General features: G+C 69.2%; 22 protein-coding genes. 7 read left to right on the top strand and 15 right to left on the bottom strand.

All coding sequences use genetic code 11. The features are described from left to right. Nucleotides 1-3: 3 nt before the first annotated feature. The 10 genes from R9X41_RS15630 to flhD form a co-directional block, all read right to left on the bottom strand. On the bottom strand, nucleotides 4-504 hold the full coding sequence (locus tag R9X41_RS15630) for a DUF3304 domain-containing protein (protein WP_318631364.1): 501 nt from the start codon (nucleotides 502-504) through the stop codon (nucleotides 4-6). A gap of 14 nt (nucleotides 505-518) precedes the next feature. Beyond that, a complete protein-coding gene (locus R9X41_RS15625) occupies nucleotides 519-2,663 on the bottom strand; it encodes a T6SS phospholipase effector Tle1-like catalytic domain-containing protein (protein WP_318631363.1) in 2,145 nt (714 codons plus the stop codon). Nucleotides 2,664-3,114: 451 nt separating this feature from the next. Next, nucleotides 3,115-3,900, bottom strand: a complete 786-nt coding sequence (locus R9X41_RS15620; protein ID WP_318631362.1) for an alpha/beta fold hydrolase — start codon at nucleotides 3,898-3,900, stop codon at nucleotides 3,115-3,117. A 19-nt stretch (nucleotides 3,901-3,919) separates the two neighbouring features. Then, nucleotides 3,920-4,216, bottom strand: a complete 297-nt coding sequence (locus R9X41_RS15615) for a YciI family protein (protein WP_318631361.1) — start codon at nucleotides 4,214-4,216, stop codon at nucleotides 3,920-3,922. A gap of 7 nt (nucleotides 4,217-4,223) precedes the next feature. Then, nucleotides 4,224-4,508 carry a muconolactone Delta-isomerase gene (catC, locus tag R9X41_RS15610; protein WP_318631360.1) on the bottom strand — a complete coding sequence of 95 codons (285 nt, stop codon included), beginning with the start codon at nucleotides 4,506-4,508 and terminating at the stop codon, nucleotides 4,224-4,226. 25 nt (nucleotides 4,509-4,533) lie between these two features. Next, nucleotides 4,534-5,877, bottom strand: a complete 1,344-nt coding sequence (locus R9X41_RS15605; RefSeq protein ID WP_318631359.1) for a short-chain fatty acid transporter — start codon at nucleotides 5,875-5,877, stop codon at nucleotides 4,534-4,536. Between the two features lie 53 nt (nucleotides 5,878-5,930). After that, the gene (locus R9X41_RS15600; protein WP_318631358.1) at nucleotides 5,931-6,980 is read right to left on the bottom strand and encodes a cyclase family protein; all 1,050 of its coding nucleotides are present in this window, start codon (nucleotides 6,978-6,980) and stop codon (nucleotides 5,931-5,933) included. 28 nt (nucleotides 6,981-7,008) lie between these two features. Beyond that, nucleotides 7,009-7,752 carry an IclR family transcriptional regulator gene (locus R9X41_RS15595; protein ID WP_318631357.1) on the bottom strand — a complete coding sequence of 248 codons (744 nt, stop codon included), beginning with the start codon at nucleotides 7,750-7,752 and terminating at the stop codon, nucleotides 7,009-7,011. A gap of 161 nt (nucleotides 7,753-7,913) precedes the next feature. Further along, nucleotides 7,914-8,519 carry a flagellar transcriptional regulator FlhC gene (gene flhC / locus R9X41_RS15590; protein ID WP_318631356.1) on the bottom strand — a complete coding sequence of 202 codons (606 nt, stop codon included), beginning with the start codon at nucleotides 8,517-8,519 and terminating at the stop codon, nucleotides 7,914-7,916. 59 nt (nucleotides 8,520-8,578) lie between these two features. Beyond that, nucleotides 8,579-8,881 (bottom strand): flagellar transcriptional regulator FlhD, encoded by a 303-nt coding sequence (flhD, locus tag R9X41_RS15585; protein ID WP_318631355.1) that lies wholly within the window; start codon nucleotides 8,879-8,881, stop codon nucleotides 8,579-8,581. Between the two features lie 219 nt (nucleotides 8,882-9,100). Here flhD and R9X41_RS15580 point away from each other — a divergent pair, with 219 nt between their 5' ends. The 7 genes from R9X41_RS15580 to R9X41_RS15550 all read left to right on the top strand — a co-directional run bounded on the left by R9X41_RS15580 (nucleotide 9,101) and on the right by R9X41_RS15550 (nucleotide 17,609). Next, complete coding sequence (locus tag R9X41_RS15580) at nucleotides 9,101-10,000, top strand: LysR substrate-binding domain-containing protein (RefSeq protein WP_318631354.1); 900 nt, start codon at nucleotides 9,101-9,103, stop codon at nucleotides 9,998-10,000. Between the two features lie 188 nt (nucleotides 10,001-10,188). Then, the gene (locus R9X41_RS15575; protein ID WP_318631353.1) at nucleotides 10,189-11,319 is read left to right on the top strand and encodes an NAD(P)/FAD-dependent oxidoreductase; all 1,131 of its coding nucleotides are present in this window, start codon (nucleotides 10,189-10,191) and stop codon (nucleotides 11,317-11,319) included. Beyond that, nucleotides 11,303-11,614, top strand: coding sequence for a (2Fe-2S)-binding protein (locus R9X41_RS15570; RefSeq protein ID WP_318631352.1), 312 nt, complete (start codon nucleotides 11,303-11,305; stop codon nucleotides 11,612-11,614). The genes R9X41_RS15575 and R9X41_RS15570 overlap by 17 nt, the downstream gene beginning before the upstream one ends. Next, nucleotides 11,611-13,071 carry an FAD/NAD(P)-dependent oxidoreductase gene (locus tag R9X41_RS15565; protein ID WP_318631351.1) on the top strand — a complete coding sequence of 487 codons (1,461 nt, stop codon included), beginning with the start codon at nucleotides 11,611-11,613 and terminating at the stop codon, nucleotides 13,069-13,071. Before R9X41_RS15570 ends, R9X41_RS15565 begins: the two co-directional genes overlap by 4 nt. Then, nucleotides 13,068-14,600 (top strand): argininosuccinate lyase, encoded by a 1,533-nt coding sequence (gene argH / locus R9X41_RS15560; protein WP_318631350.1) that lies wholly within the window; start codon nucleotides 13,068-13,070, stop codon nucleotides 14,598-14,600. Before R9X41_RS15565 ends, argH begins: the two co-directional genes overlap by 4 nt. Before the next feature lie 36 nt (nucleotides 14,601-14,636). Continuing rightward, on the top strand, nucleotides 14,637-15,602 hold the full coding sequence (locus R9X41_RS15555; protein WP_318631349.1) for a Bug family tripartite tricarboxylate transporter substrate binding protein: 966 nt from the start codon (nucleotides 14,637-14,639) through the stop codon (nucleotides 15,600-15,602). A gap of 6 nt (nucleotides 15,603-15,608) precedes the next feature. Then, entirely contained in the window at nucleotides 15,609-17,609 is a 2,001-nt protein-coding gene (locus tag R9X41_RS15550) for a 3-hydroxybutyrate oligomer hydrolase family protein (RefSeq protein ID WP_318631348.1), read from the top strand. 1 nt (nucleotide 17,610) lies between these two features. Here R9X41_RS15550 and R9X41_RS15545 read toward each other — a convergent pair whose 3' ends face one another. From R9X41_RS15545 to R9X41_RS15525, 5 genes are read right to left on the bottom strand one after another with little or no spacing between them, the layout of a single operon-like run. Beyond that, a complete protein-coding gene (locus R9X41_RS15545) occupies nucleotides 17,611-18,504 on the bottom strand; it encodes a hydroxymethylglutaryl-CoA lyase (protein WP_318631347.1) in 894 nt (297 codons plus the stop codon). Beyond that, a complete protein-coding gene (locus R9X41_RS15540) occupies nucleotides 18,501-19,313 on the bottom strand; it encodes an enoyl-CoA hydratase/isomerase family protein (RefSeq protein ID WP_318631346.1) in 813 nt (270 codons plus the stop codon). Before R9X41_RS15540 ends, R9X41_RS15545 begins: the two co-directional genes overlap by 4 nt. Nucleotides 19,314-19,330: 17 nt before the next feature. Further along, nucleotides 19,331-20,500, bottom strand: a complete 1,170-nt coding sequence (locus R9X41_RS15535) for an acyl-CoA dehydrogenase family protein (RefSeq protein WP_318631345.1) — start codon at nucleotides 20,498-20,500, stop codon at nucleotides 19,331-19,333. After that, complete coding sequence (locus tag R9X41_RS15530) at nucleotides 20,497-21,747, bottom strand: CaiB/BaiF CoA transferase family protein (protein ID WP_318631344.1); 1,251 nt, start codon at nucleotides 21,745-21,747, stop codon at nucleotides 20,497-20,499. Before R9X41_RS15530 ends, R9X41_RS15535 begins: the two co-directional genes overlap by 4 nt. Beyond that, complete coding sequence (locus R9X41_RS15525; RefSeq protein ID WP_318631343.1) at nucleotides 21,744-22,751, bottom strand: Bug family tripartite tricarboxylate transporter substrate binding protein; 1,008 nt, start codon at nucleotides 22,749-22,751, stop codon at nucleotides 21,744-21,746. Before R9X41_RS15525 ends, R9X41_RS15530 begins: the two co-directional genes overlap by 4 nt. Nucleotides 22,752-22,783 lie beyond the last annotated feature (32 nt).

Raw genomic sequence — 22,783 nt, 5'->3', positions numbered from 1 at the left:
ATGTCAGTCCGGCTCCGGGGGCGGCACGGTGGCGGTCGGCAGGATGGGATGGTTCGGTCCCTCTGGGTAGAAGTTGGAGACCACCACTCGAACTTCGTCGTGGGGAAAGAAATGGACGATCACGGTGCCCGGCTTGTCGTAGGGCAGGATGGCGGTGGTTTTCTCTATCCACTCCCGGCCATCCGGCTTCCAGCGAACCTTGACCTTCATGCCTGGCGTCCAGGTCAGGGGCACCTGATAGCCCGCCAGCACCAGGCCGCAGTTGCCGCTGCCGCCCCAGATCATTCGCCGACTGAACTGGCCGTACACCGGCTCCTGTACGGAGAAGCTGTAGATGTAGCCAGCCCCGTGGCCGTAGCAGCTGATGCTGACGGGGAAGGTCGGGACTTTCTCCGCGGCGCGCTTGGCCTGACGCGCTTGCAGATAACGGGCGTATTCAGCTTGCTCGGGTGTTTTCTCGGGAGGTGGCGATGCGCAGGCCGTCAGCGCGCCAAGCAGTGACATGGTGGCCTGCCACCTCATGGCTTTACCCCCTCGAATATCGCGCGTTCCAACAGATACCCGCCAGGCTCTCGCCGGCCGTCCGTAATCGCCTTTACCAACTTCTCCGCCAGGCCTTCCGGGATCGTGCTGGCGTAGTCATCGGTCTGCGTGGGAAACAGTCGGGCTGCGCGTTCTCGCTCTTCCATCGAAAAGACAGAGCTCATCTCGAACTCGGCTTCTACCGTCCTCATCTCCAGTCCGGTGGTTGCTTGCGCGCCGAGCACACGCCTGGTGTCGATGCGGTCCTCCACCATGTCACGCAGCCCCGGGTCATGCCGGATGGCTGCCTCATAGTTGTCATACACCTGCCGCTGGTAAGGCGCTAGACTCTGCGGTCCCTTGGAGTGGGCCTGCTCCACGATCTTCAGCAGCTTCTCGGCCATCTCTTCCTGCGTGCTGAACCCGACCAGATAGAAGCCGGCGAGCGAGTCATGGACCTGGAAGGCCAGCAGCGGGATATGCCCCTGGCTCAGCACGTGCGGGCCTTTGAATTGGTCCAGCGCCCAGGCGATAGCCTCGTCGTCCGGGCTGTTGGGGTACGGGAAAAGACGGCGCGGCCACAGGTTGCTGTGGCCGATGTACTCCGGGGGCACCTCGCGCGGCCACGGCACGCCGTCGCTGGCCTTGGTGCCGTGAGGCTCGAGCAGGGCCTCGCGGCGCTGGTCCAGCAGCGCCATGTCGCCGCTGAGCAGCCGGTTGTAGCTCGCGATGTCCTGGTAGTCCTGGCCCCCGACCGGCAGCTTCAGGTCGATGGTCAGCAGGTCATGCATGTCGACGGGATGGCGATACTTGCGCCGGAAGCTCAGGTACATGCGCCGGTGCTGGCGCATCAGGGCCTGGAAGTCGCCGCTCTGGCCCATGTGGGGGGCATGCCTGCCTTCGCGCAACTCCCAGTCGGTGGCGGTGGTGCCCATGTAGTTGTTCCAGTTCGTCACCAGGCTGGGCAGGATGGCGTAGTCGCGCCTCAGTCGTTCATCCATCACGAACCATTCGGCCAGTGGCACGTCCCAGATGCGGGCCTGGCGATGCATCAGGCACAGCGGAATCTGCGAGACCAGCAAGGCCTCGCCCGGGCTGCGGCCTTGGGTGCCGGGCAGGTAGCCGCCGCCCACGTCGGAATGCACGCCGGGGCAGATGATTTCGTCGACGTTCTCGCCGTGCACCCGGCTCAGCGGAAAATTGAGCCGCTGCTCGTGCGCGGCGACAAAGTGCACCGTGCGACGCACGATGGCCGGCAGCGGCTTGTTGAGCACCTCGTCGGCCCAGGCGAAGTGGCCATCGGCGGCGAAGGCCGGGCCGAGGACGCGGTGGGCCGAATGGGAAAGGCCCACCGAGGCGACCGATTCGAACAGGCCCAGAAAGCCGATCTCCACCGGCATGCCGGCAAGGCCGCCGCCCTGCTGCAGGTCGTCGAGCCAGTGGCAGAACGCCCGGGCCTGGGTCGCGCCCCGGGAGAAGCCGAAGACGTTGACGCGGATGAACGGGATGTGGGGCCGGGGCCGGTCGTACTTGGCGCGCGCCATGCTCGTTTGCAGTTCGGCGTTGAGGCGCTGCATCCAGGCGCGGCGGGTTTCTCGGGCGCGTTCGCTGGGCACTTCGCTGTCGGTCTGGATGCCCTCGACCACGCAGCGGGTGTAGTCGTGCAGCTTGGCGGTGATGGCAGCGTCTTCGAAAAGCCGGATGTTGTTGCTGATCGCGCGGTGTACGGCATTGACCACTTCCAGCACGGCGAAAAGGATGCGCGCCGCGCCACCGGCCGCCATCGCCTTGCCTTCCATGGCTTCCCGCCACTCGCCTGCGGGTTCGAACCGGGTGCCCAGGCCGGACACGTAAATGGCGTAGTGCCCCTGCCGGTGCATCGCCGCGTTCTCCGACGTCATCGAGAAGTGCGCGTTGAACAGCCGCACGACGTTCGTATGTCCACGGTGCGGCTCATCGCGCTCCCGGTTGTTGTTGGTTCCGTCGAAGAACACGCCGATGTAGAGCGGTATGTCGCAGTGCGGCGGTCTCTTGCAATGCCGCAATCCCACGGCGTGGCCGCAATCCTCGGGAGTGAGATTCATGATGCTTTCTGCATCGCCTTCGATGACCAGCGGTGCGCTGCGAACGAGGGTAGACATCAGGCTGGCTTTGCAGAGGACACGAACTCGGCCGCCAACGGATCGCCCGAGCGGCTTAGATGCCGCGACAAAAAAGGATGGGGCGCGAAGGGGCGTTCGGCCCGGTCGGAATTCGGATGGTTCATGGTCTTGCAGGACAGTGATCAAACAGTGATGGCCCCGTGTTGCGCGAATGGCGACGGGATCCAAGATGTTATGTCAGCGACCACTAACAATTTGCCCGGCCCTGCGCGAAATCGCTTTTATTTGACGAGCCGTGCCATCCATCCAATAGATCATCTGCGACGTTCCAGCCTGGGCGCCGGCAACCGCCACCGGCAGCAATCCACCAAACGAAAAAAACCGCCGACCTGGCGGTACGGCGGTATCCGGAAAGCTGGTTCCACCAGGACGGTCCGCGGGCACATGACCATGCCGAAAATGGCAATCGGTGCCCGGCGCGAACCTTCGTTCAGCCGACCCTGCCGATGCCGCGCGCCAGCGCAGCCATGAAGGCGTCGGGCTGCTCGATCGGTCCCAGGTGCGACGCGTCGGGCAGGATGTCCAACGTGGAGCCGGCGATGCGTTCGTGGATGTCGCGCGCCATGGCCGGCGTGGCGCCGGCATCGTGCGCGCCGGCGATGACGGCCGTGGGGCGATCGATCGCGTGCAGCCGGTCGAGCCAGTCGACACCGGCTACGGCCTGGCACGCGGCGCAATAGCTCGCCGCATCGTTGGCCAGCAGGGTCTGTCGCATGGCCTCGACCTGCGCGGGCTGCGCGACACGCACCGGCTCGGTGAGGTAGCGCTGCAGCACGGTCTCGACGACCGCCTCGAGGCCCTCGGCCTGGACCGTGGCCACGCGCTGCTTCCAGCCTTCTCGCGCCGCATCGCCGTAGCGTGCAGCGGTGTGCGACAGCACCAGTCCACGCACCAGTTCGGGCCGGCGGATGCCCAAGCCCTGGCCGGCCATGCCGCCCATCGAGAGGCCGACGAAGACCACCGGTCCGCGACCCCAGCCCTCGACCACGGCGGCCGCGTCGTCGGTGACGTCGTCCATGGTCCAGGGCGCGGCCATGCGGGGCGATGCGCCGTGGCCGCGATGGTCGAACGCCAGCACCGGATGCCGGCCGTCCAGGGCCTGGGCGGTCGACAGCCACATGCGGTGGTCCAGGCCGAGCGCGTGGCTCAGCACGATCGGCACACCAGGGCCGTCGGCGAGCTGCACGGTGTGGAGAGGGGGGCGCGGATGGGTCATGGGGCGTGGGCGATGGGAATCAGAGGTGGCTCTTGCCGTCGACATAGGCCTTGCGCCAGCGGGTGATGGTCACCCGCTCGAACAGGTCGACCTGGGAGAAGGGGTCGGCAGCGATGAAGGCCTGGGCTTCTTCGCGGGTGTCGAGCTCGACCACGTAGAGGCCGCCGCCGGCACTGCTGCCGTCGTCTTCGAGCTTGGCGCCGCAGGCGATCAGCAGGTGGGCGTTGGCCGCGAGGAACGCGAGGTGGGCGGGGCGCTCGGCGGTGCGCACATGGGCATGGCCGGGCTTGTCGAAGGTTTCGATGATGAAGGGCATGGCGTGCTCAGTGGGTTGCGATGGCCGAGGGATGCTGCGCCAGCGGCGTCACGGTGAGCACCATGTAGGGGTACAGCGGCAGCGCGCTCAGCAGGGTGTGCAGCGCGTCGTTGGACTCGGCGTCGAACACGCTGTAGTTGGCGTACTGGCCGACCACGCGCCAGAGATGGCGCCAGGTGCCTTCGTGTTGCAGCTTCTGCGAGAAGGCCTTCTCGTCGGCCTTGAGTTGGTCGATCTTCACCGGGTCGGCGTCGACCGGAATGTTCACTTGCATGTGCACCAGGAACAGCATGGCGGGGTTCTCCGAAAGCGGGTTTTTAGAGGTGGCTCCACAGGAGCAGGGCGACGGTGTAGACGATGCCGATCCAGAACATCATGATCACGGTGTAGCCCATGATGTCCTTGAGCTTGAGCTTGGACAGCGCCAGCGCCGGCAGGATCCAGAAGGGCTGCACCAGATCGTTCCAGGCATTGCCCAGCATCACCGACATGGAGGTGTGCGCCACCGACGCGTTGAGCGACTTGGCGGCCTCGACCATGAACGGCCCCTGGATCACCCAGTGGCCGCCGCCCGAGGGCGCGAAGAAGTTGATGAAGAAGGAACTCACCAGTCCCCAGAAGGGCAGGGTGGTGGGCGTGGCGACCTGCACGAAGAAATGCGAGAGGGTGTCGACCAGGCCGGACGACGCCATGATCGCCATGATGCCGGCGTAGAACGGGTACTGCAGGATGATGCCGCCGATGGTGCGGATGCCTTCGTTGAGCTTTTCGACGTAGGCGATGGGCGTGCCCAGCAACAGGATGCCCAGGAACAGGATGATGAAGTTGATCAGGTTCAGGTCCATCGATCCGCCGGCGCGGAAATGGAACGCCACGTAGACCACGCCGATCAGGCCGATGACCAGGCTCAGGATGCGGCTGTGGTTGAGCTTGTTGGCGATGGTGTCGGCGGTGTCGTCGTCCTCGGCCACGGCCGCGGCCTGCTGGGCCTTGGCGGGGGCTTGCTTCTCGCGGTCGATCTCGGTCACCGGCTGGCCGGGCTTGGGATGCAGCCAGGCATTGAGCAGCGGCAGGGTGACCAGCACCACCAGCGAGGTCACCAGCATGGCCGGCGCGAAGATGGTCTCGGTCAGCGGGATCACACCCATCATGGCTTCGAGCGGATGGCCCTTGGTGGAAATGAGCACTGGAATGCTCGCCGACAGCCCCAGCCCGTACATGGTGAAGCCGCTATAGGCCGCCGCGATGATCAGCGGGTAGTGCACCCCCTTCACCTTGACGGCGAGCTTGCGCGCGACGATGCCGCCGATGACCAGGCCGAAGCCCCAGTTGAGGTAGCTGCCGATGGCACCGACCAGCGTGGCCACGATGACCGCGGTGCGCGGCTCGCTGACCCTGGCGACGATGCGGTCGAGAAAACGGTCGGTGAGCGGAGCGGTCGCCAGCACGTAGCCCATGGCCAGGATCACCGCCATCTGGGTGGTGAAGGCCAGCAGCGCCCAGAAGCCCTTGCCCCAGCTGGTGGTGAGTTCGGTGAATCCCTGGCCCTGCACTGTCAGCGCCAGCACCATGGTCAGCAGCGTGAGGCCGATGGCGAAGACGAACGGGTCGGGTAGGTATTTCCGCATCAGCTCGGTGAAGAAGGCGGTGATTTTCTGCATGTCGGTCCCCTGATTTATTGGTTTGGTCTTTTTTGGTGTGATGCGTCGCGTGTTCAGACGGTGGCGATCGGCGTCACCGGTGAGCCCATGGCCCCGGGCAATCGCAAGGGTGGCGCGGTCAGCATGAAGTGCGAACGGCCGGCGGCACGCAGCCAGTCGGCGAGTTCGCGCAAATACCAGAGCTCGCCCAGCGGCAGGCCGAGCTTGAACAGGCAGTGGTGATGCAGCGGCAGCAGCGGGTAGTGCTCGCCGGTGCCGGGCCGCGCCGGAAAACGTTCGACCGCGTAGTTGTCGGCGGCCAGCGCCGAGATGCCGGAGTCGGTGATCCATTGCAGCAGCCGCTCGTCGCGGCCGTCGAGGGCCGAGCAGTGGCGATTGAGCTTTTCCTCGTCGGGCTGGCGCTGCATCTCCAGCACCATTTCGGAGAAGCCGGTGCGCAGCACGAGCATGTCGCCGGGGGCGATGTCGACGCGGTCGGCCTCCACCACGCGCATCAGGTCGTCGTAGCCGACGGTGCGGTGTTCGCGGCCGAAGTGGGCGACCAGGTCGAGCAGCACGCCGCGTCCCTGCATGCCCTTGACCGCCATGTTCTCGATGCCGAGCGCGTCGGCATGGCTGTGTTCGCCGCCGCAGGCGTGGGCGGCGAAGCGCTCGTCGTCGCGGTAGTCGGTGGGGCCGACGATGTCGGCCTTGGCGCGGTAGCCGTTGTAGTAGACGCTCTCGGGCTTGCCGTCACCGTCGGCGTCGAAGCGCGCGCCGACATGCGCCAGCGAATCCCACTGCGTGGAGTACTGCAGGCTCAGCAGCACCTGGTCGTCGCTCACCACGTCGCTGGCCGCTTCTTCCAGCCGGGCGAAGGGGAAGTTGACGTAGGCGAAGCCGTCCCGGGTGGTGGGGCGCAGCACCGGCGGATGGCGGCGCACGTTGAGCTTGTTGTCGCCGGGATAGTCCAGCGGCAGCGAGAGGCAAAAGCTCCTGCCGGCGCGGATTTCGCGGGCGCCGGCCAGCACGCGGTCGGCGGTGATGAGGTTGGCGCGGCCGAGTTGATCGTCGGCGCCGAAGTCGCCCCAGTTCGAGCCTTCCGGCCGGTTTTTCCATCGCATGGTGGTGTCTCCTTTTTGTTCGTCTTGACTATTCGGTGAGGCCGGGCGGAATGCGCGCGAAGGTGGCCTGCAGCGCCGCGACCGCGTCGTCCTGCCGGCGCAGCAGGCGCGCCTTCGGGCCGGCGACGATCAGCGCGAACGGCTCGCCGTGGATCGCGAAACCTTTGGCCAGACCGGCCACGTCTTCCACGTTCTCGCCGGTGGACCGGTGCCAGCCGCGGGCGATGCCTTGTTCGACCTCGGCTTCGAGCGTGGGCCGGTCGATTTCAGTGCCCTCGACCGAGCCGGAAAAGGGCTCGCACGCATCCAGCAGGCTTTTTCGCGCAGCCGGCGCCAGCGCGCCCAGCAGCGCCTTGCCGGCGGCACTGGCGTGAACCAGCATGAAGCCGCCCGGTTCGTCGCTGTAGCGGATCTTCTGGCGTGACTCCACCACGTCGAGGTAGACGACGCGGGTGCCGGCGATGGTGGCGAGCGCCGCGGTCTCGCCAGTGGTGTCGCGCAGGGCGGAAAGCAGTGGCTGGAACAGCACCATCAGCGGGTCTTCCGCGCAGATGTCGCGGGCCACGTGCAGCAGGCGCTGGGTGGGGTAGTAGCCGGCCTTCACGCCCGGTGCGTAGAGGTAGCCCTTGGCCACCATGGTCTGCAGCAGGGCGTGGCAGCTCGACAGCGGAATCTCGGCGCGCCGGGCGATCTCGCTGTAGATCATCGGTTGCCGTACCTCGGCGAAGAGGTTGATCACCTCGAACACCCGTGCCGCCGTTTTCACATCCATGACAGGATTGTCGACAGGCTGATAGATGCCGCGCAATAGATGGCAGGGTAAACACCGAGACGTTGGCACGCGTGAACGCCGACGGGCGCGCGCCCCGGAGGGCGCGCGCGGTGGATCACGAAGGAGGGAAACCGGGCGCGAGAACCGCGCGCCGGGCGAAATCAGTTCAGGCCGATGGCACCGGCGAGCTTGCTCTTGCCCGCACGTGCCGGCGGGTTGCACATGCCACAGACGAAATGCTTGGCGTTCTCATACGGCTCGGTCACGAAGCGGCCCTTGCACTTGCTGCAGGTGGTGAGTTCGAGCATGGAGGCGTCGACGAACTTCAGCAGACGCCACGCGCGGGTGAACGACAGCAAGGGGTCGATGCCGCCGGCCTGCACCTGCTCCAGGTAGAGCCGGTAGGCCTTGGTGAGCGCGTCGATCGCATCGAGCGAGGCGCCCTTGTCCAGGTATTCGTAGATGTTGAGGAACAGCGAGGAATGGATGTTTTCCTGCCAGGTGAGGAACCAGTCGGTCGAGAACGGCAGCTGGCCCTTGGAGGGCGATTTGCCGGTGATTTCCTTGTAGAGCCGGATCAGCCGCTCGTACGACAGCGTGGTCTCGGACTCCAGCACCTGCATGCGCGCGCCCATCTTGATCAGCGTCACCGCCCGCTCGATCTGCCGCGACTCGTTGAGCACGCTCTTGGGTGCGGGCGCGGCCTTGGGGGCGGCGCTGGCCGTGGTGGCCGTCGTGGCGATGGTGGGGGCGGGAGATTGCGTCATGGCCGGTGTCCTGGTTCGGTAGCTCGGAAAACGCAGCGGCTTCGAAGCGCCGCGCCGGTTCAGGCGGCCTGCAGTTCGCGGGCGGCGGCGAAGGCACCACCGAAACGCGAGGCCAGGCCGTGGTCGGTCAGCAGGCCGAAGACGGCGTCGTCGTCCATGCGGAAGCGGCAGAGCAGGGTGCTGCCGGTGGCGAGCTTGCTCAGCTGCTCGGTGGAGAGCGCGCTCAGCAGGCCGGCCGATTCTTCGCTGATGCCGAGGCTGTCGACCGCGTCGGCCATGTCCATCTTCACCAGGTTCTGAGCGAGGGTGAGGTAGCTCAGGTTGGCGTCGCGGATCTCAGCAAGCATCTGTTCGGTGTTCATCGTTCAGTCCTTCCGGGGTCCGATTCCAACCAGCTGCACGATTGCGTCGAGGTCGATTCGGTGAAGTGAATTGTGAAGATGTGCCAAACAAAACTTAAGTCGGGGAGTGTCGGTGCGTTGTGTCTCGTTGTCGGACGGGTTTGTAGGAATTTGCCTTACATGGCGGGTACGGCTGGCGGCCGGCCCGCTCCCGTGGCGCGTCTCCTTACACTCCCGCCGATGAAGTTCAAGGAAGTCGATGCGTTTCGCGCGGTGATGCGTTCCGGGTCCATGACGGCGGCCGCTGCCGAGCTCTACACCTCGCAGCCCAATGTCAGCCGGCTGATCGCCCAGCTCGAAACCGCGACCGGCCTGGGGCTTTTCATCCGCAGCCCCGGCCGCCTGACGCCGACCGAGGAAGGGCTGGCCTTCCTGCGCGAGGTCGATCGCGCCTTCATCGGCCTCGATGCGCTGAAGGACGCGGCGCGCAACATCCGCGAATTCGGCAAGGGCCGGCTGCGCATCGGCACCGTGCCCTCGCTGGCCATGACGGTGCTGCCGCTGGCGCTGCAGCGTTTCCACGAGGACCATCCGGCGGTGAGCGTGGCGATGGACACCGGCAGCACCCAGTTGGTGGCCGACTGGGTCGGCAGCCGGGTCTGCGACCTGGGACTGGTGTCCTACCTGCCGCCCACCGCCATCGCCGAGGCGCGCCCGGTGTGCGACCTGGCCGGCTGTTGCGTGCTGCCGCCCGGCCACCGCCTGGCCGCCAAGGCGTTCATCGAGCCGGCCGATCTGGCGGGCGAGTCCTTCATTTCCATGGCCCATGGCGACGGGCTGCGCGCGGCGGTGGATGCGGCGTTCGCCGGCGACGACCGTCGGGTGCTGCATTTCGAGACGCCCTACGGCGCCACCATCTGCCAGATGGTCGGGCTGGGGCTGGGCGTGGGCATCGTCAACCCGCTGGTGGCGCGCATGCACCGCCACACCGGCATCGAGGTGCGGCCTTTCCTGCCGCGCGTGCCCTTCGTGAGCTACCTGCTGCTGGCCCACAACCGGCCGGCCAACGGCCTGGTCGACCGCTTCGACGCGCTGGTCGCGGAGGTCATCGCCGCGGAGATGGCGAGCCTGCCCGCCTGAGCCCATCAGGTTTCGGTATGGGGGCCTGACAGACTCGTATTTGCGCCCGCCGGGGCTGCGCCGCAATACTCGTTCGGACCGATGAACGGCCCGCCGACCGGCGGCCGCCAGCAGCAGTTCCCACGAGTGACGCACATGATTTTTCGCAGGGCAACAGGCCCGCATTTCCTCCGGCGGAGGCCGCGCTGATGGCCGCCGCCCACCATCCCGAGTTCGACGTCGCCATCGTCGGCGGCGGCCTGGTCGGCTCGTCCCTGGCCTACGGCCTGCGCGACGGTGCCGAGTCGATCGCGGTGCTCGACGAAGGCGACGTGGCGCTGCGTGCGTCGCGTGGCAACTTCGGCCTGGTCTGGTTGCAGAGCAAGGGCTTCGGCATGGGCGCGTACAGCCGCTGGACGCTGGGTTCGACCCGGCTCTGGCCCCGGCTCGCCGCCCGGCTGCTGGACGAGACCGGCATCGACGTCGCGCTGGAGCAGAAGGGCGGCCTGACGCCCCTGATGGGCGACTACGAGATCGAGGCCCGCCTGGCCTGGGTAAACAAGCTGATGGCGCAGCCGGGCGTGGAGCCTTACGAATGGAAGCTGCTCGACCACCACCAGGCCGCGTCGCTGGTGCCCGGCCTGGGGCCGGACGTGACCGGCGCCATCTGGACGCCGCACGACGGCATCGTCAACCCGCTCAAGCTGCTGCGCGCCTTTCACACCGCCTTCGAGCGCAGTGGCGTGCGCTACCTGCCGCACCACGGCGTGACGCGCATCACGCAGGCGGGCGGCGTGTTCAGCCTCGAAACCCCCAAAGGCACCATCCGCGCCCGCAAGATCGTGCTGGCTTCGGGCCTGCGCAACGGGGAGCTCGGCGAGCAGGTGGGCCTTCACCTGCCGATGGCGCCGCAGCGCGGCCAGATCATCGTGCTGGAGCGCACCCGGCCGCTGCACGCCACGCCCATGGTCACCCTGCGGCAGAACGACGAGGGCAGCTGGCTGGTCGGCGATTCGCAGGAAGACGCCGGCTACGCCGACCACGTGACGACCTTGCCGGTGCTGGCGACGCTCGCCGACCGGGCGGTGCGCACCCTGCCGGCGCTGAAGGAAGTGCGGGCGGTGCGGGCCTGGTCGGCGCTGCGGGTGCGGGCGCAGGACGGCTTTCCGGTCTACGAGCAGTCGGCCAGCCATCCCGGCGCCTTCATCGTCACCTGCCACAGCGGGGTGACGCTGGCGGCGACCCACGCCCTGACCCTGGCGCCCATGATCGCCGCCGGAGCGCTGGCTCCCGAACTCGACACCTTTTCCACCCGGAGATTCCATGTTCAGAAGACTTGAGGCCGCCGGCACGGGCGCGGCCCCAGGCCGCACGGTGCGCATCAGCGTCGACGGTGGCGCGATCGAATGCCGCGAGGGCGACAGCGTGGCCGCCGCGCTCTTGGCTGCCGGCATGCCCGCGTGCCGCGACACCGCGGTGTCGGGCACGCCGCGCGGCCCGTTCTGCATGATGGGCGTGTGCTACGACTGCCTGGTCGGCATCGACGGCCGGGCCAACCAGCAGGCCTGCATGACCCGGGTTCGCGAGGGCATGGCGGTGGTCCGCCAGACGGGCGCACGCGAGGTGTCGGCATGAACCACGCCGCCACCACGCACGACACCCTGGCCTGCGACCTGCTGGTGATCGGCGCCGGCCCGGCCGGGCTGGCAGCCGCCACCCGCGCCGCCGGACTCGGCCTGGACACGGTGCTGATCGACGAGCAGCCGGCGCCGGGCGGCCAGATCTACCGCGCGGTCACCACCACGCCGGTGCAGGACCGCGACATCCTCGGCGCCGACTACTGGCACGGCCTCGGCCTGGTCGAGCCCTTCCGGCGCTCCGGCGCGCGGCACGTGGCGGGCGCCATGGTGTGGGCGGTCAACCGCACCGAGGACGGCGGCTTCGAAGTGGCCTACACCACCAGCGCCGACGGCCTGGCCGGGCTGCTGCATTGCCGCCACGTGATCCTGGCCACGGGCGCGCAGGAGCGGCCGTTCCCGGTTCCGGGCTGGACGCTGCCGGGCGTGATCACCGCCGGTGCCGCGCAGATCCTGCTCAAGACCTCCGGCGTGGTGCCCGAGGGCACGACCGTGCTGGCCGGCGGCGGGCCCTTGCTCTACCTGCTGGCGTGGCAGTACCTGAACGCCGGCGTGAAGATCCATTCGATCCTCGAGACCACGCCGCCCGGCCAGTGGCGGCAGGCCTTGCCGCATGCCTGGGGCTTTCTGCGCTCGCCCTACCTGGGCAAGGGCCTGAAGCTGCTGCGAGCGGTGCGTGCGGCCGTGCCCATCGTCAGCGGCGTGACCGCTCTCGAGGCCGTCGGCGGCGAACGCGGTCATCTGACCGAAGTGCGTTACGAGGCCGGCGGCGAGCGCCGCTCGATCGCGGTCGACCAGCTGCTGCTGCACCAGGGCGTGGTGCCCAACACCAACCTGTCGCGGGCCATCGGCGCCGAGCATGTCTGGAGCCAGCGGCAGGACTGCTGGGAGCCGCAGGTCGACGGATGGGGCGCGACCAGCGTGGCGCAGGTCACCATCGCCGGCGACGGCGCCGGCATCGCCGGTGCGATGGCCGCCGAACACCGCGGCCGCGTCGCGGCGGTGCATGCCGCCAAGGCGCTGGGCCGGATCGACGCCGCAGCGCGCGACCGCGAGGCCGCGCCGCACCGCGCCGCGCTGGCGCTCGCCACCCGGGGCCGCGAGTTCTTCGAAGCGCTCTACCGTGCGCCGGCGCAGTTCCGCCGGCCGGTGGGCGACACCATCGTCTGCCGCTGCGAGGAGGCCACCGCCGAGCAGGTGCGCCAGGCCGCGCGCATGGGCTGCCAGGGGCCGAACCAGATGAAGGCTTTCCTGCGCTGCGGCATGGGGCCGTGCCAGGGCCGCTTCTGCGGGCTGACGGTGGGCGAGCTCATTGCCGACGAGCAGGGTCGGCATCCGCGCGACGTGGGCTATTACCGCCTGCGCTTTCCGATCAAGCCGGTGACGCTGGGCGAGATCGCCTCGCTGCCGCAGACCGACCACTCCCGCAGCGCCGTGGTGCGCTTCAAGAAATGAGCCTCGCCCCTGCTTCCAAGGTGAGCCGCCGCCTCACCGAAGGCACCGCCGTCGAGGTGACCGAGGACATCTACGCGCCGCGTCTGGCGCGGGATTTTCCGGCGGTGTTCGAGCCGCTCAACGACGTCAACCAGGCGCATCTGCTGATGCTGCTGCACACCGGGCTGATCCCGGCCGAGCCGGCGGCTCAGCTCGCGCAGGCGCTGCAACACATCGAGCGTGAAGGCGTGGCGGCGGTGCCGCTGGATCCGTCGATCGAAGACGCGTATTTCAATTACGAAGCCTGGCTGATGGAGGTCGCCGGCGCCCACGTGGGCGGCTACCTGCACATGGCACGCAGCCGCAACGACATCCTGGCCACCATGGACCGCCTGCGGGCGCGCGAGCTGGCGCTGTCGCTGATCGAGCACCTCTGCCGCGTGCGTGACTCGGCGCTCGAAGGCGCGCTGGCGCATCGGCACGTGGTGATGCCCGGCTACACCCATCTGCAGCCGGCGCAGCCGATCAGCTATGGCTTCTACCTGGCGGGCATCGCCGAGGCCATCGGCCGCGACATCGAGCGGGTGCGCCAGGCGGAGCGGCTGATCGATCTGTGTCCGCTGGGCGCGGGCGCCCTGGCCGGCACCTCGTTTCCCATCGACCGGGCCGAGACGGCGCGGCTGCTGGGATTCGCCGCGCCGGTGCCGCATGCGCTCGACGCGGTGGCCTCGCGCGACTTCGCGCTGGAGCTGCTGTCGGCCATGACGATCTGCGCCGTGGGCTGGAGCCGTTTCGCGCAGGACTGGTTCGTCTGGTGCACCGGCGAGTTCGGGCTGATCGACTTCCCCGACCGTGTGGCGGGCACGTCCAGCATCATGCCGCAGAAGAAAAATCCGGTCGTGCTGGAGTACCTCAAGGGCAAGGCCGGTCACCTGATCGGCCTGCTGACCGCGTCGCTCGCCACGATCAAGGGCGTCAATTTCAGCCACACCGGCGACGCCAGCCGCGAAGGCATGCGCAGCTTCTGGGAAGCCGGTGAAGAGTGCCTGCGCTGCCTGCGCCTGCTCGACCTGGTGGTGCGCACCGCCACGCCCAATGCCGAGGCCATGGCGCGGCGCGTGCGCCGCGATTTCAGCTCGGCCACCGACCTGGCCGACCTGCTGGTGCGCCGCTGCGGCCTGTCGTTTCGCGAATCGCACCACGTGGTGGGCGCGGTGGTGCGACTGGCCATGGACGCCGGCCTCGGCGCCGACGAGATCGGCCTCGCGCTGCTCAACCGTGCCGCCCACGACACCTTGCAACACCCGCTGGACATCACCGACGCCGAGGTTCGCCAGAGCCTCGACCCGATGGCCAGCGTGGCCGCCCGCCTCGTGCCGGGTGGCCCCGCCCCGATACGCGTCGAAGAACGCGTGGCCGAGCTCCAGCGAGTCTCGGCCGACGACAAGAACAGAAACAAGACCCGCAGAACAAGAAGCACCGAGGCGCGCCAAGACCTCAAGCGAAACATCCAAGGACTCGCCCTTCAAACCATGCAGCGCCAGCCATAGAGCCAGGTCTGCAGTTTCAAACCGAGGATTTCAACAATGGGTTTTTTCAAGTTCGTTCCCGCGATGGTGCTGGCCCTGGCCGCCAGCCAGGGTTTTGCGCAGGACCTGCCGCCTGGCCCGATCCGGCTGCTGGTGGGCTTCGCGCCCGGTGGCGGCAACGACGTCATCGCGCGCACGGTCGCCACGCAGTTCCAGCTCAACACCAAGGAAGTGATGGTGGTCGAGAACAAGCCCGGCGGCGGCAGCACCGTGGCCACGGCCGAGATGACGCGCGCCAGGCCCAACGGCTCGGTGCTGCTGCTGGGCTCGGTGGGCGGACAGGCGATCGCGCCTTCCATCTACAGCCGGCTGCCCTATGACCCGGTGAAGGGCGTGCAGCCGGTGTCGCTGGTGGCGCGCTCGGCCAACGCGCTGGTGGTCAACAACGACCTGCCGGTAAAGACGGTGAAGGAGCTGGTGGCCTACGCCAAGGCGCATCCCGGCGAACTCAACGTGACCTCGCCCGGCAACGGCACCATCTCGCACCTGTCGGCCGAGCTGTTCAAGAGCATGGCGGGCGTGTTCATCACCCACATTCCGTACCGCGGCGATGCGCCGGCCATGCAGGACGTGATGGCCGGCCAGGCACAGCTGACCTTCGCCAGCCTGCCCTCGGCCAAGGCCGGTGCCGACAGCGGCAAGGTGCGCATCCTGGCGGTCACCAGCGCCAAGCGGGTCGATTCCATGCCCAACATCCCGACCATCGCCGAAGCCGGCGTGCCGGGCTACGACGTGGTCTCCTGGTACGGCGTGTTCACCACCGGCGGCACGCCGATGCCGACGGTCGAGCGCCTGGCCAAGGAAATCGCCGACGTGGTCGCCCAGCCGGCGATCCGCGAATCCATCACCAAGATGGGCATGGAGGCGGTGGCCCTCAGCCCGGCGGATTTCACCAAGCTGGTGGAGACCGATTCCCAGAAGTGGGACAAGGTGGTCAAGACCGTCGGCATCAAGCTGGACTGAAGCGCGATGACGCGCCTCTCCACCCTGGCGGCAGCCGCGCTGGTCGCCTGCATTCCCCTGGGCGACGCCTTGGCCGCGACGGCCGCCACACCCCCCGACTGGCTGCACGTGGTGCGCCGTGACCGCTACGACGGCGTGAGCGACGACCTGGTGACCGGCGGCGTCGGCATCGCCGGCCTTGGCGGCGCCGCACCGCCGTTCGCCGACCCCGCCGCGCCGACCTTCGCCGAGATGCGGCGGGCCATCCTGCGCCGGCCACCGAGCGTGGCCAACGGCTTCGGCCGGCTGTTCGGCGCCAACGTCGATCCGGCCACCGGCCGCGTGTCGGGCGACGGACGCATCGCCGGCGACGAAGTGCTGGCATACGCCGACGACGGCAGCGGCGCCGTCATGGCCGGCCTGCTGCTGCAGGTGCCGGTCACCTTCGACCCGGCGCGTGCCTGCATCGTGGCCGTGGCCACGCCCGGCAGCCAGAACGTCTGGGCCGACATGCAGCGTGGCGGCTATTGGGGGCTGACCCACGGCTGCGCGGTGGTGTGGGCCGACAAGGGCCTGGGCGCCGGTGTGTACGACCTCGACAGCCGGCGTGGCGTGGCCATCGACGGCCAGCTCACCGACCGGGCCGCGCGCCTGCTGCCCGAGGACAGCGCCGCGCTGCGTGCCTTCGCCGCCAGCCATCCGCACCGGCTGGGCTACAAGTGGGCGCACGGCGGCTGGACGCAGGAAGCCGACTGGGGTCAGTCGGTGCTGCGGGCGGTGCAGTTCGCGCTGCACGAACTCGGCAGCCGCGACTGGCCGGGCGGTGCCTCGGTCACCCGCGCCAACACCAAGGTCATCGCCAGCGGGTTTTCCAACGGCGGCGGCGCGGTGCTGAAGGCGGCCGAGCAGGACGAGACCGGGCTGATCGACGGCGTGGTGGCGATGTCGCCGCAGATCATGACGCCGGCTTCCGAGCGGGTGGTGATCGAGCAGGGCGAACGGCGCCGGGTGGGCGGCAACCGCACCATCTTCGATACCCTGAGCTTTGGCAACCTGTACCGCTCCTGCGCGGCGCTGGCCTTGCCGGATACGCCGGGCGCGTCGGGCCTGAAGTTCGCGGCCAACCGCTGCGCTTCGCTGGCCGACGCGGGCCTGCTCGAAGCCGCCGAGTTGCCCGCCCAGGCGCGCGAGTCGCTGGACCGGCTCCACGCCTTCGGCATGCAGCCCGAGGCCGACAGCCAGATCGCCGGCGGCGCGCTCGCCGAGCAGAGCACGCTCGGCCAGGCCAGCCAGTACGGGCGCTTCCGCATCGAGGAAAACCTGTGCGGCCTGAGCTTTGCCGCCGTCGACCAGGACGGCCGGCCGCGTGTGGCCACGCCGGCCGAATCGGCACACTGGTTCGTCAGCCAGCTCGGCGGCACGCCGGACGGGCGCGTCGTCACCGTCATCAACGAGGCCGCCCGCGGCGGGGCGCGGCAGTCGGCGGCGTCGGTGTCGCGCTCCACCGGACGGCAGGACTACAACTTCGATGCCGCGCTGTGCCTGCGCGAACTGGCCACGGGCAGTTCGGCCAACGCTCTGCGGGTGCAGGCGGGTCTGCGGTCGGTGCTGGCCACGGGCGACCTGCGCTCGCGGCCGACGCTGATCGTGCACGGCCGCGCCGACCCGGTCGAACCGCCGGACTTCACCAGCCGGGCCTACCTGGGCCTGCACTCCCTGGTGGCGGCCCGGCCCGACACGTTGCGCTACATCGAGGTGACCCGCGCCACGCACGGCGAACCGGGGCCGACCGCTGCCGGCCTGGTGCCGCTGTCGCCCTACCAGCTGCAGGCGCTCGAAGCCATGTGGGCGCACCTGATGCAGGGCAAGCCCCTGCCGCCGAGCCAGCTGGTGCGCACCGCCGCACCCAGCGGCACGGCGGGCGGCAAGCCGCAGGTGGAGGCGGCCGACCTGCCGCCGATCGCCGCGTCGCCCCGGCGCGCCGACCGCATCGTGGCGCGCGACGGCCGGGTGACGGTGCCCGACTGAGTCAGTGCGCGACGGCCGCGGGCGCGCGGCCCAGCGCGGCCAGGATGAATCGGCCGGCCTCGGCGAGCTTGCCCTCGTCGATGCCGGTCGCGATGCCCAGGCCGTGCAGCATCGCCACCACCGATTCGGTCGACACGTTGCCGGTGGCGCCCCGGGCGTAGGGGCAGCCGCCGATGCCGGCTGCCGAGGTGTCGTACTGCCACACGCCCATCTCCAGGCTGGCGCGGGTGTTGTCCAGCGCGCGGCCGTAGGTGTCGTGGAAATGGCCGGAGACATCGTCGATGGCGTAGTGCGCCAGCGTGGCTTCCATCGCGGCGCGCACCTTGTCGGGCGTGCCGACGCCGATGGTGTCGGCCACGCCCACGTGCTGCACGCCGATGTCCTTCATCAGCCGCGCGAGACGGCCGACGGCTTCGGGCGCGATGTCGCCTTCGTACGGACAGCCGACCGTGCACGACATGGCGCCGCGCACGTGGATGCCGGCCTCGCGCGCGGCGGCCACCACCGGCGCGAAACGCTCGATGCTCTCGGCGATGGAGCAGTTGATGTTCTTCTGGCTGAAGGCCTCGCTGGCCGAGCCGAAGACGACGATCTCGTCGGGCCACTCCTCGCGCGGCGCGGCGACGGCGGCCTCGTAGCCCTTCAGGTTGGGCGTGAGCACCGAATAGCGCACGCCGGGCGCGCGCCGTATGCCGTGCATCACCTCGGCGTTGTCGGCCATCTGCGGCACCCATTTGGGGCTGACGAAGCTGGTGACTTCGATGTCGCGCAGACCGGCTTCCTGCAGCCGGTGCACCAGGCCGATCTTGACCTCGGCCGGCACCGGAGTCTTCTCGTTCTGCAGGCCGTCGCGCGGCGACACGTCGACCAGTTTGACGCGGGTGGGCAGGCTCATGCGGCGGCTCCGGTCGTGGCCTCGGCGCGCCAGGCGGGCGTCGATTTGGAGAGGAATGCGGCGAGCCCGGCGCGGCCTTCGTCGCTGGTGCGCAGGCGGGCGATCTCGTGAGCGGTCTGGCGCGCCAGGGCGTCGTCGACCGGCCGGCCGGCCACATCGCGCACGAAGGCCTTGGCAGCGCGCACCGCCTGCGGGCCGGCGTTGGCCAGCGCGTTGGCCAGGGTGTCGACGGTGGCGTCGAGCGCCTCGGCCGGCACGGCCTCGTGGACCAGTCCGGCACGGTGCGCCTCGGCGGCGCCGAAGCGCTCGCCGGTGAGGAAGTAACGGTGCGAGGTCCGCGCGCCGAGCGCGCGCAGCACGTAGGGGCCGATGGTGGCGGGGATCAGGCCGATCAGCACTTCGCTCAGGCAGAAGCGGGCCGAATCCACCGCCACCGCCATGTCGCAGGCGGCGACCAGGCCGACGCCGCCGGCGAACACGTCGCCCTGGATGCGGGCGATGGTCGGCACCGGGCATTCGTAGAGGGTGCGCAGCATGTCGGCCAGGGCCTGGGCGTCGGCGACGTTCTCGTCGAACGAATAGCCGGCCATGCGCTGCATCCAGTTCAGGTCGGCGCCGGCGCAGAAGGCCGGGCCGTTGGCCGCCAGCACGATGCAGCGCAGGCGCTCGTTGGCGCCCAGGTCGCGGAACGCGGCGGTGAGCGCGGCGATGGTCTCGTCGTTGAAGGCGTTGCGTACGGCGGGGCGGTCGAGGGTGACGGTGGCGCGCACGCCGTCGATGTGGATGCGGATCGGGGAGGGTGTCGGCATGGGAATGGCTCCTCGGTTCAGTAGGACTTGGGCAGGCCGAGCGCCTTCTCGGCGATGAAGTTCAGGATCATCTGCGGGCTGACCGGCGCGATGCGCGGAATGTAGCTCTCGCGCAGCAGGCGCTCCACGTGATATTCCCGCGCATAGCCCATGCCGCCGAGCGTCAGCACCGCGTTCTGGCAGGCATCGTGGGCGGCTTCGGCGGCCAGGTACTTGGCCGAGTTGGCCTCGGCGCCGCAGGGCTGGCCGGCGTCGTAGAGCGTGGCGGCCTTGGACACCATCAGGTCGGCGGCCTCGAGGTTCATCCAGGCACGCGCCAGCGGATGCGCCACGCCCTGGTTCTGGCCGATGGGGCGGCCGAAGACGACACGCTCCTGCGCATAGGTGGCGGCCAGCCGCAGCGCGGCGCGGCCGATGCCGATGGCCTCGGCGGCGATCAGGATGCGTTCGGGGTTGAGCCCGTGCAGGATGTATTCGAAGCCCCGGCCTTCCTCGCCGATGCGGTCGGCCTCGGGCACCACCAGGCCGTCGATGAACAGCATGTTGGAGTCGACCGCGGCGCGGCCGAGCTTGTGGATCTCGCGCACCTCGACGAAGCGGCGGTCGAGCGCGGTGTAGAACAGCGTGAGGCCCTGCGTGGGCTTTTTCACCTCGGCCAGCGGCGTGGTGCGGGTGAGGATCAGCATGCGGTCGGCGACCTGCGCGGTGGAGATCCAGATCTTGCGTCCTGACAGCACATAGCTGCCGTCGGCCTGGCGCGTGGCCTGCGTCTTCAGGCGCGTGGTGTCGAGGCCGGCGTCGGGTTCGGTGACCGCGAAGCAGGCTTTCTCGGTTCCGGCGATCAGCGGCGGCAGGAAGCGCTGGCGCTGTTCCTCCGTGCCGAAGACCACCACCGGGTTGAGCCCGAAGATGTTCATGTGCACCGCCGACGCACCGGTCATGCCGGCGCCCGAGGCGCTGATGGCCCGCATCATCAGCGCCGCCTCGGTGATGCCCAGGCCGGCGCCGCCCTGGGCTTCGGGCATGGCGATGCCGAGCCAACCGGCGTCGGCCACGGCGCGGTGGAATTCGTGCGGGAATACGGCGCTCTCGTCGTGCTCGCGCCAGTAGTCGAGCGGGAAGTCGTCGCAGAGACGTTCGATGGCCGTCAGCAGCGAGCGCTGGTCTTCGGTGAGGTCGAAGTTCATGCGGCGGGCACCTCGCTGGTGAGCGGTGCGTTGGCCTGGGCGGTGATCCGCCCGTCGATCAGGGCCTGTACCTCGTCCTGCGAATAGCCGGCCTCGCGCAGCACCTCGGCGCTGTGCTCGCCCAGGCGCGGTGCGTGGCGGCGGATGGCCGGCGGCGTGGCGCCGTAGTGGCCGACCGGCGCGGTGGTGCGGATCGTGCCTTCGGAGGGGTGTTCCATCTCGGGGAAGAAGCCGACGGCGCGCAGGTGCGGATCGTCCTTGAGCGACTCGACGGTGTGCAGCCGGCCGACCGGCACGTCGGCGGCCTGCAGCGCGGCGTACCAGTCCTCGGAGCTGCGCGTCGCCATCACTTCGGCGACGAAGGCGTAGACCTCGCCGATGTGCGCGGCGCGCGCGGTGTGGTTGCTGAACATGGGCGATGTCTTCAGGTCCGGCCGGCCGATCACGTCGAAGAAGGCCTGCCAGTGTTTGTCGTTGTAGATGAGCACGCTGAGGTGCCCGTCGGCCGTGCGGTAGGGCTTGCGGTGCGGCGCCAGCAGGCGGGCGTAGCCCATGGGGCCTGCGGGCGGCTCGAAGCTCTGGCCGCCGAGGTGGTCGCCCATGACGAACTGCGCCAGCGCCTCGAACATCGGCACTTCCACCGCCTGGCCGCAGCCGGTGCGCTGGGCGTGCAGCACGGCCGCCAGCAGGGCGATGGCCGACTGCAGGCCGACCGCGCGGTCGGCCAGCGTGACCGGGGCGTAGCGCGGGTCGCCACCGCTTTGCGCGGCATAGAGCGTGGGCAGCGCGACGGCGCCCTGGATCAGGTCGTCGTAGGCCGGCTTGCCGGCGTAGGGGCCGTCCTCGCCGAAACCGATGCAGCCGAGGTAGACGATGCGCGGGTTGCGCGCGGACACGGCCGCGTAGTCGAGCCCGAGCCGGGCCATGGCCTTGGGCCGGGTGTTGTAGATGAGCGCGTCGCAGGTCTCGGCCAGCTTCAGGCAGGCGTCGCGGCCTTCGGGACGCTTGAGGTCGAGCACCACCGAGCGCTTGTTGCGGTTGAGGTGCAGCGACAGCGCGCCCATGCCGGGGTTGCGCATGGGGCCGACGGCGCGCAGGTTGTCGCCGGCCGGCGGCTCCACCTTGATCACGTCGGCGCCCAGGTCGCCCAGCGTCTGGGTGGCGTAGGGGCCCATCACCACGGCGGTGAGGTCGAGGATGCGCAGGCCCTGGAGCGGGCCGCCGGCGGAGGTGGTGGGGCGGGTCATTCGGGCTGGATCGCGGCGGCCTGGATCAGTTGCTTCCACTTGGCCAGCTCGCTCACGGTGAAGGCGGCGAATTCCTCCGGCGTGCTGCCGAAGGCGTCGAAGCCCAGCTTGGCCGAGCGTTCGCGGAAGGAGGCGCTGTTGGCGATGCCGGCCAGCGCCTGGTTGAGCTTGGCGACGATGGGCTTGGGCGTGCCGGCGGGCGCGTAGACGCCGTTCCAGGAGGTGATGTCGAAGCCCTTGAGCTCCGGCGTGTCGGCCAGCGGCGGCAGTTCGGGAAAGAGCTTGGTGCGTTCCTTGGTGGTGACCGCGAGCGCGCGCATCTTGCCGGCCTCGACCGTGGCCAGGCCGGCGGCGGTGTCGACGAACATCATGCTGACCTGGCCGCCGATCACATCGGCGATGGCCGGCGGCGTGCTCTTGTAGGGCACGTGCAGCATGTCGATCCTGGCCATGCGGGCGAAGGTGGCGCCGGAGACGATGCCGGTGCTGTTGCCGCTGGCATAGGTCAGTTTGCCGGGGTTGGCCCGGCCCCAGGCGATGAGTTCGGCCACGTTCTTCACCGGCAGCGATGGGTTGACCACCAGCATGAAGGGCAGGTTGCCCATGCGGCTGACCGGCGTGAAGTCCTTCACCGGGTCGTAGGGCAGGCTCTTCATCAGGCTCGGGTTGGCCGAGTGGGTGGTGTTGGTGGTAACGAACAGCGTGTAGCCGTCCGGTGCCGCCTTGGCCACGGCCTCGGCCGCGATGATGCCGTTGGCGCCGGCGCGGTTGTCGACCAGGGTCGTGCCCTTGAGCGCCTCGCCCAGCGCCTGGGCGATGAGCCGGGCGACGGCGTCGGTGCCGCTGCCGGCGGCGAAGGGCACGACGATGCGGATCGGCTGCTTCGGATAGCCGTCGGCCGGGCCCTGGGCCAGGGCCCATGGAGAGGCGGCTGCGGCGGCGAGGCCGGCGGCCAGTGCGACGACGCGGCGGCGGGTGATGGGTGCGCTGGATTCGATGGGCATGTCTTTTGTCTCCTGTCTTTGTTCTGATCCGG

The sequence above is a fragment of the Xylophilus sp. GOD-11R genome (assembly GCF_033546935.1).
Classification (GTDB): Bacteria; Pseudomonadota; Gammaproteobacteria; order Burkholderiales; family Burkholderiaceae_C; genus Xylophilus.
This window is presented reverse-complemented; position numbering and strand designations above follow the sequence as displayed.

What these genes read in the sequence shown, in the direction of transcription:
- flhC (WP_318631356.1), bottom strand. Translation starts at nt 8,519, where the DNA reads ATGACGCAATCTCCCGCCCCCACCATCGCCACGACGGCCACCACGGCC.
- R9X41_RS15575 (WP_318631353.1), top strand. Translation starts at nt 10,189, where the DNA reads ATGGCCGCCGCCCACCATCCCGAGTTCGACGTCGCCATCGTCGGCGGC.
- R9X41_RS15625 (WP_318631363.1), bottom strand. Translation starts at nt 2,663, where the DNA reads ATGTCTACCCTCGTTCGCAGCGCACCGCTGGTCATCGAAGGCGATGCA.
- R9X41_RS15525 (WP_318631343.1), bottom strand. Translation starts at nt 22,751, where the DNA reads ATGCCCATCGAATCCAGCGCACCCATCACCCGCCGCCGCGTCGTCGCA.
- R9X41_RS15595 (WP_318631357.1), bottom strand. Translation starts at nt 7,752, where the DNA reads ATGGATGTGAAAACGGCGGCACGGGTGTTCGAGGTGATCAACCTCTTC.
- R9X41_RS15555 (WP_318631349.1), top strand. Translation starts at nt 14,637, where the DNA reads ATGGGTTTTTTCAAGTTCGTTCCCGCGATGGTGCTGGCCCTGGCCGCC.
- argH (WP_318631350.1), top strand. Translation starts at nt 13,068, where the DNA reads ATGAGCCTCGCCCCTGCTTCCAAGGTGAGCCGCCGCCTCACCGAAGGC.
- R9X41_RS15570 (WP_318631352.1), top strand. Translation starts at nt 11,303, where the DNA reads ATGTTCAGAAGACTTGAGGCCGCCGGCACGGGCGCGGCCCCAGGCCGC.
- R9X41_RS15550 (WP_318631348.1), top strand. Translation starts at nt 15,609, where the DNA reads ATGACGCGCCTCTCCACCCTGGCGGCAGCCGCGCTGGTCGCCTGCATT.
- flhD (WP_318631355.1), bottom strand. Translation starts at nt 8,881, where the DNA reads ATGAACACCGAACAGATGCTTGCTGAGATCCGCGACGCCAACCTGAGC.
- R9X41_RS15540 (WP_318631346.1), bottom strand. Translation starts at nt 19,313, where the DNA reads ATGCCGACACCCTCCCCGATCCGCATCCACATCGACGGCGTGCGCGCC.
- R9X41_RS15605 (WP_318631359.1), bottom strand. Translation starts at nt 5,877, where the DNA reads ATGCAGAAAATCACCGCCTTCTTCACCGAGCTGATGCGGAAATACCTA.
- R9X41_RS15535 (WP_318631345.1), bottom strand. Translation starts at nt 20,500, where the DNA reads ATGAACTTCGACCTCACCGAAGACCAGCGCTCGCTGCTGACGGCCATC.
- R9X41_RS15530 (WP_318631344.1), bottom strand. Translation starts at nt 21,747, where the DNA reads ATGACCCGCCCCACCACCTCCGCCGGCGGCCCGCTCCAGGGCCTGCGC.
- R9X41_RS15565 (WP_318631351.1), top strand. Translation starts at nt 11,611, where the DNA reads ATGAACCACGCCGCCACCACGCACGACACCCTGGCCTGCGACCTGCTG.
- R9X41_RS15580 (WP_318631354.1), top strand. Translation starts at nt 9,101, where the DNA reads ATGAAGTTCAAGGAAGTCGATGCGTTTCGCGCGGTGATGCGTTCCGGG.
- R9X41_RS15630 (WP_318631364.1), bottom strand. Translation starts at nt 504, where the DNA reads ATGTCACTGCTTGGCGCGCTGACGGCCTGCGCATCGCCACCTCCCGAG.
- R9X41_RS15545 (WP_318631347.1), bottom strand. Translation starts at nt 18,504, where the DNA reads ATGAGCCTGCCCACCCGCGTCAAACTGGTCGACGTGTCGCCGCGCGAC.
- catC (WP_318631360.1), bottom strand. Translation starts at nt 4,508, where the DNA reads ATGCTGTTCCTGGTGCACATGCAAGTGAACATTCCGGTCGACGCCGAC.
- R9X41_RS15615 (WP_318631361.1), bottom strand. Translation starts at nt 4,216, where the DNA reads ATGCCCTTCATCATCGAAACCTTCGACAAGCCCGGCCATGCCCATGTG.
- R9X41_RS15600 (WP_318631358.1), bottom strand. Translation starts at nt 6,980, where the DNA reads ATGCGATGGAAAAACCGGCCGGAAGGCTCGAACTGGGGCGACTTCGGC.
- R9X41_RS15620 (WP_318631362.1), bottom strand. Translation starts at nt 3,900, where the DNA reads ATGACCCATCCGCGCCCCCCTCTCCACACCGTGCAGCTCGCCGACGGC.